Annotated in this window: 14 protein-coding genes; 5 read left to right on the top strand and 9 right to left on the bottom strand. The window is 58.2% G+C overall.

Features of this window, described 5'->3' with window-relative positions; all coding sequences use genetic code 11:
* Nucleotide 1 precedes the first annotated feature (1 nt).
* Together K3754_RS05690 and K3754_RS05685 are read right to left on the bottom strand one after the other, a co-directional pair.
* Nucleotides 2-775 carry a 3-keto-5-aminohexanoate cleavage protein gene (locus tag K3754_RS05690; protein ID WP_259941815.1) on the bottom strand — a complete coding sequence of 258 codons (774 nt, stop codon included), beginning with the start codon at nt 773-775 and terminating at the stop codon, nt 2-4.
* A gap of 17 nt (nt 776-792) precedes the next feature.
* Entirely contained in the window at nt 793-2,112 is a 1,320-nt protein-coding gene (locus K3754_RS05685) for an aspartate aminotransferase family protein (protein WP_259941813.1), read from the bottom strand.
* Nucleotides 2,113-2,220: 108 nt separating this feature from the next.
* On the opposite strand from K3754_RS05685, the gene K3754_RS05680 reads away from it, so the two are divergent.
* The 4 genes from K3754_RS05680 (at nt 2,221) to K3754_RS05665 (ending at nt 7,230) form a co-directional block, all read left to right on the top strand.
* Complete coding sequence (locus K3754_RS05680; protein WP_259941811.1) at nt 2,221-3,087, top strand: MurR/RpiR family transcriptional regulator; 867 nt, start codon at nt 2,221-2,223, stop codon at nt 3,085-3,087.
* A gap of 37 nt (nt 3,088-3,124) precedes the next feature.
* Nucleotides 3,125-4,093, top strand: a complete 969-nt coding sequence (locus K3754_RS05675) for a TAXI family TRAP transporter solute-binding subunit (RefSeq protein ID WP_203211946.1) — start codon at nt 3,125-3,127, stop codon at nt 4,091-4,093.
* Nucleotides 4,094-4,189: 96 nt separating this feature from the next.
* On the top strand, nt 4,190-6,796 hold the full coding sequence (locus K3754_RS05670; RefSeq protein WP_259941808.1) for a TRAP transporter permease: 2,607 nt from the start codon (nt 4,190-4,192) through the stop codon (nt 6,794-6,796).
* Entirely contained in the window at nt 6,793-7,230 is a 438-nt protein-coding gene (locus K3754_RS05665; protein WP_203211948.1) for a universal stress protein, read from the top strand. Before K3754_RS05670 ends, K3754_RS05665 begins: the two co-directional genes overlap by 4 nt.
* A 44-nt stretch (nt 7,231-7,274) precedes the next feature.
* Here the strand turns inward: K3754_RS05665 and K3754_RS05660 are convergent, their stop codons facing one another.
* The 7 genes from K3754_RS05660 to K3754_RS05630 all read right to left on the bottom strand — a co-directional run bounded on the left by K3754_RS05660 (nt 7,275) and on the right by K3754_RS05630 (nt 15,048).
* Nucleotides 7,275-8,201 carry a LysR family transcriptional regulator gene (locus tag K3754_RS05660; RefSeq protein ID WP_203211949.1) on the bottom strand — a complete coding sequence of 309 codons (927 nt, stop codon included), beginning with the start codon at nt 8,199-8,201 and terminating at the stop codon, nt 7,275-7,277.
* Between the two features lie 30 nt (nt 8,202-8,231).
* A complete protein-coding gene (locus tag K3754_RS05655) occupies nt 8,232-9,263 on the bottom strand; it encodes an ABC transporter ATP-binding protein (protein ID WP_203211950.1) in 1,032 nt (343 codons plus the stop codon).
* On the bottom strand, nt 9,260-10,252 hold the full coding sequence (locus K3754_RS05650; RefSeq protein WP_259941803.1) for an ABC transporter ATP-binding protein: 993 nt from the start codon (nt 10,250-10,252) through the stop codon (nt 9,260-9,262). Before K3754_RS05650 ends, K3754_RS05655 begins: the two co-directional genes overlap by 4 nt.
* A gap of 5 nt (nt 10,253-10,257) precedes the next feature.
* Nucleotides 10,258-11,202 carry an ABC transporter permease gene (locus K3754_RS05645; RefSeq protein ID WP_259941801.1) on the bottom strand — a complete coding sequence of 315 codons (945 nt, stop codon included), beginning with the start codon at nt 11,200-11,202 and terminating at the stop codon, nt 10,258-10,260.
* A complete protein-coding gene (locus K3754_RS05640; protein ID WP_203211953.1) occupies nt 11,199-12,179 on the bottom strand; it encodes an ABC transporter permease in 981 nt (326 codons plus the stop codon). Before K3754_RS05640 ends, K3754_RS05645 begins: the two co-directional genes overlap by 4 nt.
* A gap of 128 nt (nt 12,180-12,307) precedes the next feature.
* Nucleotides 12,308-13,867 carry an ABC transporter substrate-binding protein gene (locus tag K3754_RS05635; protein ID WP_259941799.1) on the bottom strand — a complete coding sequence of 520 codons (1,560 nt, stop codon included), beginning with the start codon at nt 13,865-13,867 and terminating at the stop codon, nt 12,308-12,310.
* Between the two features lie 227 nt (nt 13,868-14,094).
* Nucleotides 14,095-15,048, bottom strand: a complete 954-nt coding sequence (locus tag K3754_RS05630; protein WP_259941797.1) for an ornithine cyclodeaminase family protein — start codon at nt 15,046-15,048, stop codon at nt 14,095-14,097.
* Nucleotides 15,049-15,301: 253 nt separating this feature from the next.
* Here K3754_RS05630 and K3754_RS05625 point away from each other — a divergent pair, with 253 nt between their 5' ends.
* Nucleotides 15,302-18,757 (top strand): indolepyruvate ferredoxin oxidoreductase family protein, encoded by a 3,456-nt coding sequence (locus K3754_RS05625; protein WP_259941795.1) that lies wholly within the window; start codon nt 15,302-15,304, stop codon nt 18,755-18,757.
* Nucleotides 18,758-18,838 lie beyond the last annotated feature (81 nt).

Below are 18,838 nucleotides of genomic sequence, written 5' to 3'. Positions count from 1 at the left end.
CCTAGGCGAGAGCGACAGGACGGCTTTGCCCGGCGGATATGACTTGCGCGATCTCCGCGACTCTCTCAGCGTTGTCGGCGGCAATTGTTCCATCGGCATTGTGCAAAGAGTTCTCAAACCCAACCCGCAGTTTGCCGCCCGCTCCGGCGGCAGCGGCGAGGCAGGCGGTTTCTTGGGTGCCAAAGGCGCAGATCGCCCAGTCCAGCGGCACCTCAAGTCCCGCCATCCAGGACAGAAACGGATCAAGATCAGCAGGCAGTGATTGCTGCCCGTCACTATACCGACCCAACACAAAAATTACTTGCAACACCCCGTCGCCCAATTGACCCTGTGCCGCCATTGCCGAGAACGTCTGCAGATCTTCTGCACCATAAAGAATGTGCTGCACCGCAATCTCGTTGACTGCTGCCCAGTCATAAAACGCCAAGACCGCGCTTTGATCATCATCCGCTGTCATCTCGGCCAATGACACCGACACCAGATCCGGGCGCACTTGCCGGATGATCTGACGCTGCTCTGACGGAGAGTAGCGGCCAACAGCCTCGGTCGTGATCTGCACGGCCATGTCAGGAAGGGCATGTCGCAACGCCTCAAGCGCCTCGCGGTATTGCCCTGCGTCCAGAACATGGGCACCCTGCGCATTCCGGATGTGCAAGTGCAACCCATCTGCACCAGCCCTGAAACACGCCTCCGCCGTGCGCAGGATCTCGGGCAAGGTGATAGGCAATTCGGGATGGTCTGCCTTGGTTTTGCGGGCGCCGGTGGGCGCGACCATAAGCCTAGGAAGTGGCGTCACAACACCGCACCAATGGCGGTGCTCAGCTTGGTCACGATCTCGTCGATATGCCCATCCTCAAGGATAAACGGCGGGGCCAGCAGGATGTGATCTCCGCGTACGCCGTCAATCGTTCCGCCCATCGGATAACAGATCAAGCCCGCCGCAAATGTCTCTTTCTTGAGCAGCTTGTTGATGCCCCGCTCCGGTGCAAAAGGCGCTTTGGTCTCGCGGTCCTCAACGATCTCGATCCCGCGGAATAGCCCCCTGCCCCTAATGTCACCGATGTTGGGATGCTGGCCAAAGGCCTGTTCCAGGGCCGACTGCAATTTGCTCCCCATCTCTGCAGAACGGTTCACCAGCCCGCCATCGGTCAATTTGGTCAGCACCGCAAGCGAAGCCGCACAGGCGGTCGGGTGCCCGACATAGGTATGCCCATGCTGGAAAAAGCCGCTGCCATCCTCGATCGCGGCATAAATTCTGGCGCTGCACAGCATCGCGCCGATGGCCTGATAACCCGCACCCAGCCCTTTGGCGATGGCGATGATGTCCGGGGCAACGCCGTCCTCTTCGCAGGCAAACAGTTTGCCGGTGCGACCCATCCCGCACATCACCTCGTCCAAGATCAACAAAACGCCATAGCGGTCGCAAATTTCGCGGATGCGTTTGAAATAGCCCTCAACCGCTGGCACCGCGCCGGCGGTCGCCCCGACCACTGGTTCTGCAACAAAGGCAAAGACGCTGTCCTCCCCCAGACGCTTGATCTCGGCCTCCAACTCATCGGCAACGCGGTGGCCATAGGCCAGCGTGGTTTCTTCGACCCGCTTGCCACGGTATTCAAAACACGGCGATATATGCGTGGTTTCAACCATCAACGGCGCAAAAGGCGCGCGCCGCCATTCATTGCCGCCCGTGGCCAAGGCGCCCAACGTGTTGCCATGATAGCTTTGCCGCCGTGCAATCACATGGCGGCGCTGTGGCTGGCCAATCTCAACAAAATACTGCCGTGCCAGCTTGAGTGCTGCCTCCATCGCCTCGGACCCGCCTGACACCAGATAGACCCGGTCAATGCCTTCGGGGGCATGAGATATCAGTTTGTCCGCCAATTGCTCGGCCGGATCGGAAGTGAAAAAGCTGGTGTGCGCATAGGCGATGCTGTCAAGTTGCGCCTTGATCGCCGCAATCACATCCGGATCACCATGGCCAAGGCAAGACACAGCTGCGCCGCCTGACCCGTCAAAATATTGCTTGCCCGATTGATCGTAAAGATAGACCCCCTCGCCGCGTGCGACGGTGGGAAGGTTGGATTTAGTATGACGTGGAAAGACATGTGACACGGGAAAACCCCCATTGGTGCAGCTGCCATATTGAAACATACGATTCTGTGATTGACTAGGTGTGAAACAGATGAAACACTCCTGTGATGCAGTCATCGGGGGGGTGATTTGTCAGATCTGTCGTTTGAACAACAACTGTCAGGAAAATACGCCACGCTCAGCGCCAAGCTGAAAGAGGCGGCCGATTTTGTTGTGTCAAACCCTGTCGATGTCGCCACCCGAAGCCTACGCACCATTTCCAAAGACGCCAAGCTGGCCCCGGCCACCTTTTCGCGCATGTCCAGTGCCTTGGGCTTTACCAGCTATGAAGACCTGCGCGATCTGTTGCGTCTGGAAATCCAACACCGCCCCGGATCGTTTTCGCGCGGCGTCGAGGCCTTGCAGCAAAGCCATGACGAAGGGGATCCCGATTTTATCGCACAGCACACCCAAGCCTGCGCATCGAACTTGCAGGCGCTAAGCGGCACCATCGATAAAGACCGGCTCGATGCTTGTGTGGATCACCTTTATCAGGCACGGCGGGTGCTGGTGACAGGCGCCCTTGGGTCAACGGGCGTTGCAGAATATCTCACCTATATGGCCAGTTTCCTTTTTGACAATTGGTCCATGGCCAGCCGAATGGGCGCATCCCTTGCCAGCGGTTTGGTGGGATTGTCTTCCAAAGACGTGTTGATCGTGATCACCAAACCGCCTTTTGCCAGCAAATCCATCAATGCCGCCAAGGAGGCCTTTGATGCGGGTGCCTATGTCGTGGTGATCACCGACACGCATACCTGCCCGGCGCTGGCCTATGCATCGGACAGTTTCATCGTCCCGACCCAAAGCCCACATTTCTTTTCATCCTACACAACCACCTTGGTTCTGAGCGAAATCCTGATCGGAAAGCTGGCCGCAATTTCAGACGCTTCCGCACGGCACCGCATCGCCGAAGTGGAAAACAAGAATCGTCGTCTCAGCGAGGTTTGGGACGGCTGACATCACCAAAAGCAAACATCAAACAAGGAGAGTATAGATGTCTATCAACTGGAAATTTTCTGCCGCAGGTCTGGCGCTGGGTGCGCTGATGGCACCGGCCGCGATGGCCGAAGAGTTCATCACAATCGGCACCGGTGGCGTGACCGGCGTGTATTACCCAACGGGTGGCGCAATCTGCCGTCTGGTGAACAAGGGCCGTAAAGAGCATGGCATCCGCTGCTCCGTGGAATCCACGGGCGGATCGGTCTACAACATCAACACCATCCGCGAGGGTGAGCTTGAGTTTGGTGTGGCCCAATCCGACTGGCAGTACCACGCCTATAACGGCACATCCAAATTCGAAGAAGCTGGCAAATTCGAAGGTCTGCGGGCTGTGTTCTCTGTCCACCCTGAGCCCTTTACCGTTGTGGCCCGCGCCGATGCTGGCGTGAAAAACTTTGACGATCTCAAAGGCAAGCGTGTGAACATCGGCAACCCCGGTTCCGGTCAGCGCGGCACAATGGAAGTTCTGCTGGAGGCCAAAGGCTGGACCACGGGCGATTTCGCACTGGCAACAGAGCTGAAAGCGGCAGAGCAGTCTGCGGCGCTGTGTGACAACCAGATCGATGCGATGGTCTACACCGTTGGCCACCCATCCGGCTCCATTCAGGAAGCGACCACCGCTTGCGATTCCGTTCTGGTGACAGTTGACGGCGACGCAGTGAATGGCCTGATCGCGGATAACCCGTTCTACCGCTCCGCAACAATTCCCGGCGGCATGTATCGCGGCAATGACGGCGACACGATGACATTTGGTGTGGGCGCGACATTCGTGACCTCCACAGATGTGTCAGAAGAAGCGGTCTATGCGGTTGTGAAATCCGTGATGGAAAACATCGAAGATTTCAAAAAGCTGCACCCTGCCTTTGCCAACCTTGACCCCAAGGAAATGGCAACCGCGGGTCTGTCCGCGCCGCTGCACCCCGGTGCTGCGAAATACTACAAAGAAGCAGGCATCATCGAGTAATCGAAAGCCTCACAGAAAGGGGCGTTCGCGCCCCTTTCTTCACGACCAGATAGAACAAAAAATGCAGCAATATCTGCACTCAGGGGGACATTCTTCATGGCCGACAATTCACAAAACAGAGCGCTAAGCGAAGAGGAGCTGCAGGATCTTGTTGCCTCCTCCGACGCAGGCGCACGCGATCCTGCGGGGGGTGTCGGCACAATGCTGGCCATCGTCGCTGTGGTTTGGTCTTTGTTTCAGGTCTTGCTGGCCTCGCCGCTGGCCAATTACGTCCTGCCCGGCGATGTGATCAACAACTCGCGGCAGGTGCATTTGGCTTTTGCGGTCTTTTTGGCCTTCATGGCCTACCCCGCATTTAAATCCAGCCCCCGCCATTACATCCCCATTGCCGATTGGATCATGGCGCTGGCCGGCGCGTTCATCGCGCTTTACGGTTTTGTCTTTTACCAAAAGATCGTCGATGCAGGCGGTTTGGCTGACGACGTGGACAAATGGTTCGCGCTGGCCGGTCTGCTGCTGCTGTTTGAAGGTGCGCGCCGCGCCCTCGGGCCCGCCATGGCAATTATTGCAGTGATCTTTCTGGGCTATGTGTTCTTTGGTTCATCCGAGATAGTGCCCGATGTCATCCGCTGGAAAGGCGCCTCGCTGAAAAAAGCGATGAGCCATATGTGGATCACCTCCGAAGGTGTCTTTGGTATCGCCCTTGGGGTATCGACCAAGTTCGTATTCCTCTTTGTTCTCTTTGGGGCCCTGCTCGATAAAGCGGGTGCCGGGAACTACTTTATCAAGATGGCCTTTGGCGCCCTTGGGCACCTCAAAGGCGGCCCTGCCAAAGCGGCGGTTGTCGGCTCTGCCGCGACCGGCCTGATCTCTGGCTCATCCATCGCCAATGTTGTGACCACCGGCACATTCACCATTCCCCTGATGAAACGTGTGGGCTTCTCGTCTGAAAAGGCGGGCGCGGTTGAGGTTGCGTCTTCAGTGAACGGTCAGATCATGCCACCCGTTATGGGCGCCGCGGCGTTCCTGATGGTGGAATATGTCGGCATTTCCTATGTCGAAGTGATCACCCATGCCTTCTTGCCGGCGACGATTTCCTACATCGCGCTGGTCTATATCGTGCATCTCGAAGCGGTAAAGAACAACATGCCGACGCTGGGCAACCGCGTTGTGTCCATGGGCCGTACCATCGGCGGCATGGCGCTGTTCTTTGCCGGATTTGCGGGCCTTTGTTACGGCGTGCAATATCCCGTCGCTTGGGTTGTGGCGGCAGTGCCGGACAATTCCGGCCTGATCCTGTCGATCCTGATCTTTTTGGCCTACGCTGTTTTGCTCAAACTGGCGGCCAGCGTGCCGGATCTGGAACCTGATGATCCCAACGCCGAAGAGGTTGAACTGCCTGTTGTCGGCGAGATCTACAAATCGGGTCTCTATTACCTCCTGCCGATCATCGTTCTGGTGTATTTCCTGATGATCGAACAGAAATCTCCGGGTCTGTCGGCCTTCTGGGCCACCATGCTCTTGTTTGTGATCCTGCTGACCCAACGCCCGCTGAAGACGATCTTCCGTGGGGAAAGCGAGATGGCCAATGCCTTCAAAGATGGTGTTGTCGATCTGGTGCAGGGTCTGATTGACGGCGCACGCAATATGATCGGCATCGGTCTGGCCACGGCCACGGCGGGTGTGATCGTGGGCACAGTGACGCTGACCGGTGTGGGTCAGGTCATGGCGGATCTGGTCGAGTTCCTGTCGGGCGGCAATCTGATCTTGATGCTGGTGATGGTGGGACTGTTGTCCCTCGTCCTTGGCATGGGTCTGCCAACCACCGCCAACTACATCGTTGTGTCCTCGCTGATGGCGGGCGTTGTGGTTGAACTGGGCGCGCAATCGGGCCTGATTGTGCCGCTGATCGCGGTGCACCTGTTTGTCTTCTACTTTGGCATCATGGCGGATGTGACCCCGCCCGTGGGCCTTGCCAGTTTTGCCGCCGCGGCGGTGTCTGGCGGGGATGCGATCAAAACCGGGTTTGTGGCGTTCTTCTATTCGCTGCGCACCGTGGCCCTGCCGTTCGTGTTCATCTTCAACACCGACCTGTTGTTGATTGATGTAACCTGGATGCAAGGGATACTGGTCTTTGTCACCGCCTCCATCGCGATCCTAGTGTTCACTGCGGGCACGATGGGCTGGTTCCTGACCAAGAGCCGCATCTATGAAAGCGTCGCTTTGGTGCTGATCGCCTTTGTGCTGTTCAGGCCGGACTTTGTGATGAACCGATTGCAGCCTCCGTTTGCGGTGGTTGAACCGGCGGCCTTTACCACGGCACTGGGCGAGGCCAAGGCAGGCGATGAAATGCGCCTGATCGTATCCGGCCCCGACTTTGACACCGGCGAGACCAAGGAAACCACTTTGGTCATGCCGATCACTGGCGACGGCTCCGCAGATGACCGGCTTGCCGAATTCGGGATGCTGCTGGTCGAAGACGGTGACGCGGTCAATCTGGATGAGCCTGCCTTTGGCTCGCCCTTCTCGGACAGCCTCAGCAGCTTTGATTTCTATGGCGACAACCCGGTGCAGATCGCATCGGTCAAAGCGCCGGCAGATCAAATGCCCAAAGAGGTAATCTTTATCCCCGCCCTCATCCTGCTCGCGTTTGTGGCCTTCCTCCAACGCGCCCGGATGTCCAAGACAGGAGAGCCAGCATGAGCAATTCCGTATTATGTGCCGTTGATGTCAGTCACGGCGACGAAGACCTCAAGACCATTCAGATGGCGGCACGCCTTGCCGCCCTGGATGGGGCGCAGCTGGATGTGGTTGCCGTCATCCCCGACTATGGGATGACGTCGGTTGCAGGGTTCTTTGACAAGGATCATCACGAAAAGATGGTGGCCGATGCCAAGGTTTTGCTGGACGAGGTGGTGACCAAGGCACTGGATGATGCCCGGAACGCCAACGTGCGCCATATCGTGGCCACGGGCCGCGCCTATGAAGAGATCCTGAAACTGGCCAATACCACCAAACCGGCGCTGATCGTTGTCGGGGCGCATAAGCCAGACCTGTCAGATTATCTCATCGGGCCCAACGCCTCGCGCATTGTCCGGCACGCCAAATGTTCGGTCTATGTGGTGCGCGACACCTGAGCCAAAGAACGATGCTGCCCCGGCTGACAAGGTCGGGGCGGCCCCTAACCGCCTGCCTGTGCCTCAACCAGCAGCTTCATGTCATCCCACAAAGTGTTGAGCGTTGGCTTGCGGTTGTCCTTATCGCGATAAAGCCGCACTTCAAGCTTCTCGATATAGGCGTCAGAGCCAACGATTTGTATCTGCCCGCCCTCCAACTCTTCTTTGCACAGTTCGCGGGGCAACCAGCCAAGGCCAAACCCCTCCATGATCATCGCCTTGACAGAGATCGCAAGCGCATTGCGGTTGACCACCAGTATTTTGGGTCCGTCAATGTTCTGGCGCAGGGTGTTGTCGACCACGGACCGCAAGGCAGAGGCTGTGCCATAAGACAAGAGCGAAACCGGTTTGTTGCCGCCCTTGCGCAGCTGATGCATCGGGCCGTCTGCGCCCACGCGCGACACTGGCAGGAAGTCATCGCGCGATAGGGTCAGATATTCACATTTGCCCATCTCAAGCGGTGCCAGGAAATCCATCGACGGATGCCAATAAGTCAGGATCACATCGCAGTAGCGTTGTTGAAGTGCAGAGACGAATTGATCCGCCGCCCAGCTTGTCGAGTTAAGATCAATGTCCAGACCACCCTTTTCCACCAGCGGCGCAATATGCGTCTTGTAGTGGGTCATATAGAGCGATTGCGAGGTGGCAAAGCGGATCACGTTCTCGCCAGCGGCATCAATGATCTGGCAGCGCTCAAGTGTCTCTTGATATGTGCGAAGCATGATCCGGGCTTGGGGCAAAAACACCTCGCCTGCCGGCGTCAGGGACAGGGGCAAGGTTTGGCGGTTGATCAGCTTGACGCCGACCTCCTCTTCCAGCGCACGAATGCGCCGCGAAAAGGCCGGTTGGCTCACATTGCGATCTTCCGCCGCCCGCGAGAAGTTCTTCTGCGCGACCAAAGCCTCGAAATCTCTGAGCCAGGCAATGTCCAACTGAGCAATCCGTTCTACAACGTCGGATGTTTAATCAACCATCCGGCCTTCTTCAACCGCGTGGCACGCCACCATGGATCCGTCCGGCTGCAGCGCAGGGCGCGGCTGGTCCGTCCGGCATCGGTCATTGGCATAGGCACAGCGGCTTTGGAACGGGCAACCTTGCGGCAGGTTGATCGGCGTGGGGATCTCGCCCTTGAGGCGGATATGGTTGGGTCGGTCATCCTTGAGCTGTGGCACAGCCGACAACAGCGCCCGCGTATAGGGGTGCTTGGGGTTTTCAAACAGTGTCGCCGTATCCGCCAATTCGCAGACCGACCCCAGATAAAGCACCGCAACACGGGTGCCGAAATGCTGCACCACGCTGAGGTCATGGGTGATGAACAGATAGGTCAGACCGCGCTGGTCCTTGGCCTCAAGCATCAGGTTCAGCACCTGCGCCTGAATGGACACGTCCAGCGCCGAAATCGGCTCATCCGCGATGATAAATTCAGGATCAACCGTCAAGGCGCGGGCAATCGCGATCCGCTGGCGCTGGCCGCCCGAAAATTCGTGCGGATAGCGCGCCGACCAGCTGGGATCGACCCCGACAGAGCGCATGACCTCGGCCACCTTGTCGCGTACCTCGCCGCGGCCGAAACCGGGGTTGTGATAGCGCACGGGCTCTTCCAGCGCTTGCTGGATGTTCATCCGCGAGTTCAGTGACGCATAAGGGTTTTGAAAGATCATCTGCATCTTCTTGCGCAGCGGAATCATCGCCCGGCGCGACCGGTTGTCGATGCGTTCTCCGTCGTAATGGATCTCGCCTGCGTTGGGCTTGAGCAGACCCGCGATCAGACGTGCCACCGTGGATTTGCCACAGCCGCTTTCGCCCACCACACAAAGTGCCTCGCCGCGGTCCACCTTGAGCGAGACATTGTTGACCGCATGCACGGACCGCTTTTCGCGGATCACCTTGCCTTTGCGCAGTTTGATCGTCTCAAGAAAGCCCTGATCCAGATCAAAGCGTTTCTCGACCTGCTTCAGCTCCAGCAGGGATCCATCGCTCATGGCGTCTTTCATGCGCTTTGCTCCTCTGAATTTTCCTGATGCAGGCGGTTCACCTCATGGCAGGCCACCTCGACATGGGCGTATTGCACGGGTTCAGGCCGTGTCGTGCGGCAGTGATCGCGCACATATTCGCAGCGCGGGCTGAAGGGGCACCCGGCCGGAATCGCGGTGAGCGATGGCATATTGCCCGGAATCTGCTTGAGCCGCATGCCCGGTTTCGTCTGCTGCGGCAGGGCGTTGATCAACCCTTGGGTATAGGGATGCTGCGGATCATTGATGATCTCGCGCGTGCGGCCCGCCTCGATGATCTTGCCCGCATACATCACCAATGTGCGTTCGGTCATCTGGCTGACCACGCCCAGATCGTGGGTGATCAGGATCAAACCCACCTTGTTGGATTGGCACAGCTCCAGCAACAGTTCCATGATGTCAGCCTGAATGGTTACATCCAGCGCAGTGGTCGGCTCATCCGCAATGATCAATTCCGGATCAAGCAGCAGCGCCATGGCGATGATGATCCGCTGGCGCATCCCGCCAGACAGCTCGTGCGGGTATTGTGCCAGCCGTTCTTCAGGCGACGGGATATAGACTTCACGCAGTTTGACCACGGCGATCTGTTCCGCCTCCGCCTTGCTCAGCTTGCGATGCGCCATCAGGGTCTCGACCATCTGCTGGCCAATTGTCAGAACCGGATTGAGCGTCACCATCGGATCCTGAAAGATCATCGCCATACGGTTGCCGCGAATGCCACGCATCTGGGTTTCGGACATCTTCACAATGTCTTCCCCCTCAAACAGGACCTTGCCGTGGTCGATAAATCCCGGACGGCTGAGCAGGTTCATCAACGAAAAGCCGGTGATGGATTTGCCCGCACCGGATTCCCCGACAATGCCCAAACGCTCGCCCTTGGCCAGATCAAAGCTGATGTTGTCGAGCGCGGTCACCGTGTTCTCACGCATGGCGAATTTGACGGTCAGGTCACGTACAGAAAGCAAAGACATGGCGCTTAACCCTTATACAGTTTCGGGTTCAGGACATCGCGCATCCAGTCGCCCAGAAGGTTGATCACCAGCACCAGCACCACCAGTACCACACCGGGGATTGCCGTGATCCACCAACTGCCGGAGAAGATGTAGTCAAAGCCGGACGAGATCAGCGAGCCCAGTGATGGTTGGCTTGGCGGCATACCCAGTCCAAGAAAGCTGAGAGAGGCCTCGGAGATGATCGCATTGGCCACCTGCACCGTGGAAATCACAAAGATAGGAGACAACGAGTTGGGCAGGATGTGCCGCACCATGATCCGCAAGGGGCCAAAGCCGAGGACGCGGGCGCTGTCGACATATTCTTTCTTTTTCTCGGCCAGCACAGTGGCCCGCACCGTGCGGGCGTATTGCGGCCATTCGGCCACGCCGATCACGGCAATGAGGAAGTACACCGCGTATTGGTTAAAGGTCTCGGAGCCGAACATCGCCTGCGTCACCGCAAGGAAAATGATCGCCACCATCAACGTGGAGAACGACAGCTGAATATCGGCCATCCGCATCAGCAAGCTGTCCAGACGCCCGCCGACATAACCTGCAATCAGGCCGATTGAGATGCCAAGAAACGCCTGCAACGCCACCGCACAAAGACCGATCAACAACGACAGCCGCGTGCCATAGAGAATGGTTGACCACAGATCTCGGCCCTGATCATCGGTGCCAAACATGAATTGCGGATCTGCCCCATCCACCCAGACCGGCGGATATTCACTGTTCATGATATCGATCTGAGCTGGATCATATGGGTCAAACGGCGCAATCAGCGGGGCCAAGAGCGACATCATCGTGATGAAAACAAAGATTGCCAGTGAAACGACGGCCACGGGATTGCGGCGAAAGCTGTAGCCCATGTTGGAGTTCCACATACGGCTCCAGCGGGAGGCCTCGGCAGCGGTTGTGGTCATGCTCATGCCCCCATCCTCGCAAGGTTAACGGTTGGATTGACCAGTCCGTAAATCAGATCAACCACAGTGTTGGTCAGCACAAAGATGAACCCCACAACAATCAGATAGGCAACGATCAGGGGCGTATCGACACGGTTCACGGCCTCCAGGAACATGAACCCCATGCCGGGCCACTGGAACACGGTCTCGGTCAGGATCGTATAGGCGACCATCGTGCCGATCTGCACACCGCCCACCGTGATCACCGGCAACAGTGTGTTTTTGAGCGCATGCACAAAGTAGATGCGGAACGGCCGGATGCCCTTGGCCTTGGCGTATTTCACATATTCACTTTGCAAGACTTCCATCATTTCGGCCCGGATCAGGCGCACAAACAGCGGCAGCATGATCGAGGCCAGTGCCAGCGATGGCAGCAGGATATGCGCCCAGCCATCCAGGGTCGCAAAGTTGGTGTCCCAATAGCCGAAGACATTCACAACATCCCCCCGCCCATAAGAGGGCAGCCAGCCAAATTCGACGGAAAAGACAAAGATCATCAGAATCGCGGTCAGGAACACCGGAATGGAAATCCCGACAATCGAGATGCCCATAATCAGACGGCTCAGGATCGTGTTGGGTTTGATCGCCGTATACACGCCCAAGGGAACGGAGAAGCCGACAATGATCAAAGTCGCGCCCAGCACCAGCTCAAGCGTGGCGGGCAGCTTTTTCAAAATCACATCCAGCGCCGGCTCCTTGAAGAAATAGCTGGTGCCCAGATCGCCCTGCAACGCATTGCCCAGGAACCGGGTGTATTGCTTGAAAAAACTGTCGTTCAGGCCCAGCTCATCACGCAGATCCTGACGCACTTCCTCAGACACTGATTGCCCGACAAGTTCGCGCAGCGGATCCCCCAGATTGTCTTGAATGGCAAAACCAACCAGCGAGATGACAAGCATCACTGCGATGGCCTGGAACACGCGTTTCACGAGATAGGCGAGCATATTTTCTAACCTGTTATGTCGTTTGTTGATGCGCGGCCACCATAGCACCGCCCACGAAAAAACAACCTGTCATCAAGAATCCGGGGCGGCATAGGCCCGCCCCGGACAGGTGTCACGTTGACCGCGATTTATTTATCTACAACGAGATCGCCGAAGTATGGGAAGTTCAGCGCATTCACGATGGCTTCTGCATGGACACCTTTGCGGGCGCCCCATGCGAGGTTCTGCCAATGCAGCGGGATGAACGCCGCTTCTTCGTACAGGATACCTTCCAGCTTTTGCAGCATTGCGCCGCGCTTGCCTGCGTCGGTTTCGCTGTTGGATGCATTCATCAACGCATCCGCTTCGGCGTTACAGTAGTTGCCGGAGTTATATTGGCCGTTGCCGGTTGCCTCATCAGGGCAGGCAGACAGGAACTGGTGGAAGTTCGCCGAATCTTCGGTGTCCGAATGCCAGCCGATCATCATCATGTCAGCCGCGCGTTCGTCGAATTTGGGCCAGTATTGGGCCTTTGGCATGGTCTGCAGGTCAACTTTGATGTTGATCTTGGATAGCATGGACGCCACCGCCTGTGCGATCTTGTCGTCGTTCACATAGCGGTTGTTTGGGGCCATCATCGTCACTTCGAAACCATCCGCATAGCCAGCTTCGGCCATCAGCGCCTTGGCTTTTTCCACATCGAAACGTGGTGTCAGTGCCGGGTCGTGACCCAGATAGCCTGCCGGGCTTGCCTGTGCGCCCACGGTGCCAAAGCCGCGCATGATGCGGTCAACGATACCGGCGTTGTTCACGGCATAATCGATCGCCTTGCGCACACGGGCGTCTTTGAACGCTTCGACACGGTCCTGGTTCATCTGGAAGGTGATGATACGTGTGCCGGGCATGGTGATCAAGTTGGTGCCGTCGTTCTCTTCAACACGCTTGAGGTCGGTTGGTGGAACCGGCGCGATAAAGTCCACATCACCGGACAGCAGGGCCGCCACACGTGTCGGGTCTTCTTTGATCGGCGTCAGAACGATCTTGTCCACGTTGCCTTTGCTTGCAGTGTCCCAGTAGCCGCCGAAACGGTCAAAGACCACTTTCACACCCTGTTCACGCTCGGTCACCGTGAAGGGGCCGGTGCCGGAAACGTTGCGCGACGCAAAGCTGTCGCCGTGCTTGACCAGTTCAGCTTTGTCTTTTCCGTCATCTGTTGTGCCGGTGTAGAATTTGCTGTCCATCGGGAAGATGTAGGTCGCTGTGTGCAGCACCAGCGGATAAGGCTCGGAAGTGATCAGATCAAACGTGTCTTCGTCGATCACTTTCACATCGGTGAACAGGCTGAAGATCCCCTTGAAGTCAGGGCTTTCTTTCAGGCGGTCAAAGGTCCACTCAACGTCAGCCGCGGTCAGTTCGTTGCCGGAGTGGAACTTGACGCCGTCCCGCAGGTGAAAGCGGGTTGTGGTTGCGTCGATCTGTTCCCAGCTTTGGGCCAGACGCGCTTCGAATTGCAGGTCCTGTGTCCAGCGCACCAGCGGGTCAAAAACCATATGCGACAGTTGCAGCGTGCCACCGGACAGTTGCTCATGCGGATCAAGCGAAACGGGATCGGCGTCATAGGCCACTTTCACAGTGACCTCCGCCTGCGCAACAGTGCTGAGGGCGGCGGTCATCACGCCAGCCGCAGCAATGCGGATAAGTTTATTCATGGTGTTTCCTCCTTGTCGGATGCCAAGCATTGGCCTCCTGTATCGGTGGCAAATTGTTAAGACATACAGGCGGGAAGTTGCCAATGCCAATTTCAAATCGCTCATGCAAATCGGTAATGGCTCTTGTTTTATCTTTACATTTCTGCGCCTTACATCGAGCCTTAAACAGAATACTGAGAAATTGACCGCGCCTTAATCGCAGCCGCGGCAGTTCTCTAACACTCAGTTCAGGGATCCCGGACCGCCCGCCACACATGATCGGCGCAAAACAGATCCTGCGCAGCAATGCCCAACGAACGATAAACCGTGATCTCATCCGCGGCTCTGCGCCCCGCGGCCAGTCCCCGATAGACATCGCCAATTTCGGCGCAGATATCCGCCTCCGTCATCATACCCGCATCAATCGCCGTAATGATATCGCGCGCCTGTGCAAGGGCGGAGGGTTTGTAATCGACAAACAATCTGCCCTGCGCCACCAGGGCGCTGTCGATCTCTTGCAGACTTGGAATGGAGGCGCCCACAGCGTTGACATGGGTACCGGGCTCAATCCATTCCGCCTGCAAGATCACCTCGGCTGACGAGGTCACGGTACAAACAATATCTGCACCGCGCACCGCCGTAGGCACATCCGGTGATGCGGCAAATGTGATGGCGGGATAATGTTGTGCCTGCGCCGCGACGAAAGCCTCCGCACGCTCCGGGCTGCGGCCCGCGATGCGGATGTCCCGAATGCCGCAAACCTGCGTGAGCGCCGCAATATGGCTTTCGGCCTGTTCGCCCGTTCCGACAATCGCAAGGGTCTGCGCATCCTTGCGGGCCAGAACGCGGGTCGCAGCAGCGGTTGCGGCGGCAGTTCGGATCGCGGTCAGGGCATCCGCGTCCATGCTGACCACGGGCGCGCCGGTGTCTGCATCAAACAGGATCACCACCCCGATATGCGATGACAAGCCCCGGGCCGGATTGCCGGGAAACAAGCTGAGGATCTTGACACCGTAGAGCACCGGATCGCGCATCGCGCCCGGCATGATGCCCAGTTTGTTAACACCATCGATGTCCATCACACTGCGAAGCGGCAGGTTGGCCTTGCCCTCAGCCACCGCAACCATCGCGGCCTGTACCACCTCAATGGCCTCGGCCATTGGCAAATGCTTGCGGATCTCATCGGCGGTGATGTTTATCATGGTATGGCTTCCTTGCGCCCACGTTAGGCTTATACCGTTCACCTTATCGACCTTGGGCGGGCCGACATAGGGCAATGTGCTGCCCGGTGCTCCGCAGGCTCGATGGCGCCCTCTCGTTCTGATTGACGCCGCGTGACAGTCACAAAAGAAACTGGACGCAAAGACAGTTGCGCTTCTACACTTTCAGGATCGGGGACTGCGCCGCCGCAATTGATCGCGACGATGCCGCCCCATCCAGCGAGGAGCCATTGGCATGAACGCACCGACCCCGACCAACAGACTTGAGATGACGCTTGAAGATCGGCTGTCACAAGATGAGGGCTGGGTCTATATGACCGGCATGCAGGCGCTGGTCCGTTTGCCGCTCCAACAGCGCAAACGGGATGTCGCCGCAGGGTTGAACACGGGCGGATATATTTCCGGCTATCGCGGATCACCCATGGGCCGCTATGACATGGAGCTTTGGGCTGCCGAGAAAGAGCTGCTGGCCCATAACGTGGTGTTTCAAGCGGGCGTAAACGAAGATCTGGCCGCCACCGCCACATGGGGCGCACAGCAGGTTGGCCTGTTCCCCGGTGCAAAAGTCGAAGGGGTGTTCTCAATCTGGTACGGCAAGGCCCCCGGCATGGACCGGTCGCTTGACCCGCTGCGCCACGCCAATCTGGCTGGATCAAATCCCAAAGGCGGATCGATCCTGTTGGTGGGTGACGATCACGGTGCAAAATCGTCAACGTTGGCCTGCTATTCCGACTATAACTTTGTCTCGCTTGGCATGCCGCTTTTGGCCCCAGCCAATGCCCAGGAGGTTCTGGATTACGGGTTGCACGGCATCGCGATGAGCCGGTTTTCCGGCGCTTTGGTCGGGTTGAAGCTGGTCACTGACGTGGTCGAAGGCGGAGGATCGGTGCAGGTTGGCCCGGACAGCCCGCACATAACAGTGCCCGCCTCTGATACACCGCCCCCCGGCATCACCCATTTCACCCCGCTTATGGAACAAGAGCGCAGGCTTTGGGATGAAAAGATCAAGCGCGCCTTGAACTATGCCCGCAGCAACGATCTGAACCAGATTAGCGGCAGCAAGAACGCGACCATCGGCATCGTGGCGGCGGGCAAGGCCTGGCAGGATCTGGCGCAGGCATTGGCCGGAATGGGATACAAGGACGGCAAGATCGGCAATGCGGAGGTACGGCTTTTGAAGGTGGGCATGGTCTGGCCACTGGATGACACGGCCGTGAAAGACTTTGCCAAGGGGCTGGATACGATCATCGTGGTTGAAGAAAAGCGCCCGCTTCTCGAAGATCAGATCCGCACACAGCTTTATGGCACCGCTCTCACCCCCCGCCTGATCGGCAAAACCTTCAGCGGTCAGGCCTATTCATCCGACGCGGGTGATCCAGCCTTTCCCAACTTTGGCGAAATTGATCCGACAATGATTGCCCGCATCATCGCAAGAGGCGCGAATGAGGCCGACCCGGCCTGCGGCATCCCCCTGCCCAATCAACCGGATCAACCTCCGGCCCTTGGCAGCAGCGGCGCAATCCGCGCCCCGTCCTTTTGCGCCGGTTGCCCGCACGGGCGTTCCACCCAAGTCATCGACGGCAGCCGCGCCTTGGCCGGGATTGGTTGTCACTCCATGGCGATGCTGCGCGACCCGACGCGGACCAACTCGATGTCACATATGGGCGGCGAGGGTGTGGGATGGCTTGGTCAATTTCCCTTTACCGATGAAAAACACGTTTTCACCAATATGGGCGATGGCACCTATTTCCACTCCGGCCTGATGGCGATCCGCGCGGCCATCGCAGCAAATGCGCCGATCACTTACAAACTGCTGCACAATGGCTTTGTCTCAATGACCGGCGGTCAGGCCCATGATGGCGATGTCTCACCCGAAAGCATGGTCGCGCAACTGCGGGCCGAAGGGGTCAACCGGATTGCGCTGGTCTCCGATGAGCCGGAGAAATATGCAAGCGTACCCCTGCCCAAAAGGGTCACGCTGCATCCTCGCACCGCCATGGATCAGGTTCAGCAAGAGCTGCGCGAGATCCCCGAAGTGACCGTACTGATCTTTGACCAGCCTTGCGCAACCGAACGTCGCCGCCTGCGCAAACGCGGCAAATGGGTGGACCCGGACAAACGCGCCTTTATCAACCCGGCGGTCTGCGAAGGCTGCGGCGATTGTTCGACCGTGTCGCAATGTATGGCGATTGAGCCGCTGGAAACCGAGCTGGGCCGCAAGCGGCAGATCAATCAATCCTCCTGCAACAAGGATTTCTCCTGCGTCGAAGGGTTCTGTCCCTCCTTCGTGACAGTATCCGGCGCAACCCTGAAAAAAGCGCGGCAGCAGGCAGGCACCATTGACATCAGCCACCTGCCCGACCCGAAAATCCCGGCGATTGACGGGTCTTGGTCGGTGCTGGTGTCGGGCATCGGCGGCGCGGGCGTTGTCACGGTTGGCCAGACCCTTGCCGTGGCCGCCCATGCCGAGGGGCATTATTCGTCCAACCTCGACATCACCGGACTGGCCCAGAAATACGGCGCGGTGCACTCCCATATCAAGATCGCCGCCAGCCCCGCGGATATGCGGGCCACGCGCATTGCCGTGGACGAGGCCAACTGCCTGATTGGTTGTGATCTGGTTGTGGCAGCGGGGGATGAGGCCCTGTCGCTGTTGAAATCTGACGATGCCGTCGCCGTGACAGATACCACGGTGGTTCCCACCTCCGAGTTTTCCAAGAACCCGGATTGGACGTTGAACGGCGACGAACAGATGTCGCGCCTGACCACTGTATTGGGGGATCGCGCCCGTGGACTAGCGGCGCAGGATCTGGCGGAAAAAGTGATGGGCGACCGCGTGTTTGCCAATATGGTGCTGATGGGTGCGGCCTGGCAACAAGGCGGCGTGCCGCTGTCGCTGGCCTCAATCCGCCGCGCTATCGCGCTGAACGGCACCAAGGTGGAACAGAACTACCAAGCCTTCGATCTGGGCCGGTTGGCCTATGCCGATCCGGAGGCGGCACAGCGGTTGGCAGGTGGCGAGGCACCGGTTGATCTCAGCGCCCGCCGGGCGGAACCCGTTGATGAATTGATCGCAAAGCGCACGGATATGCTGCGCGCCTATGGCATTGCAACCAATGTCACCCGCTACACGGACCGATTGACCGCAGCACGCGAGGCCGGATGCAATGATGCCGCGCTCAGGGCGCTGGCCAAGGGATACTTCAAAATGCTGGCCGTCAAAGACGAATGGGAAGTGGCCCGCCTTTATGCCGACCCGGCCTTCCAAGAAGGCTTGCAACAGACCTTTGACGGCGATCTGAAGCTGACCTTCCATGTGGGCGCATGGCCCTTCGGCAAGATCGACAAGGCCTCAGGCAGACCGATCAAGGGCGAGGTTGGCCCATGGGTACTGACGGCCTTTGGCCTGATGTCCAGACTGCGCGGATTGCGCGGCACGCTGCTTGACCCCTTCCGCAACAGCGCAGAGGCGAAACTGGCCCGCCGGTTGCTGGCTGAATACGAAGATGACGTGGCCTTTGCGCTCGATCATTGGTCGGACGGCAGAGCCGACGACATCACCGCCCTGCTGAACCTGCCGGAGCGGATCCGCGGCTACGGGCATATCCGTGAGCGTCACGCCGATGCTGCCGCGCTGGTCCGCGCCGAGCTTCGGTCGAAGATCACGGCAAAGCCGGCACAGGCCGCCTGAACCAGAGAAATAGTACCAAAGGTGAATTGCCCATACACCCGCTAAGAGATCTGAACTAAGATCGCATCAATCACAGATTGG

The sequence above is a fragment of the Sulfitobacter sp. M368 genome (assembly GCF_025141875.1).
Lineage (GTDB): Bacteria > Pseudomonadota > Alphaproteobacteria > Rhodobacterales > Rhodobacteraceae > Sulfitobacter > Sulfitobacter mediterraneus_A.
This window is presented reverse-complemented; position numbering and strand designations above follow the sequence as displayed.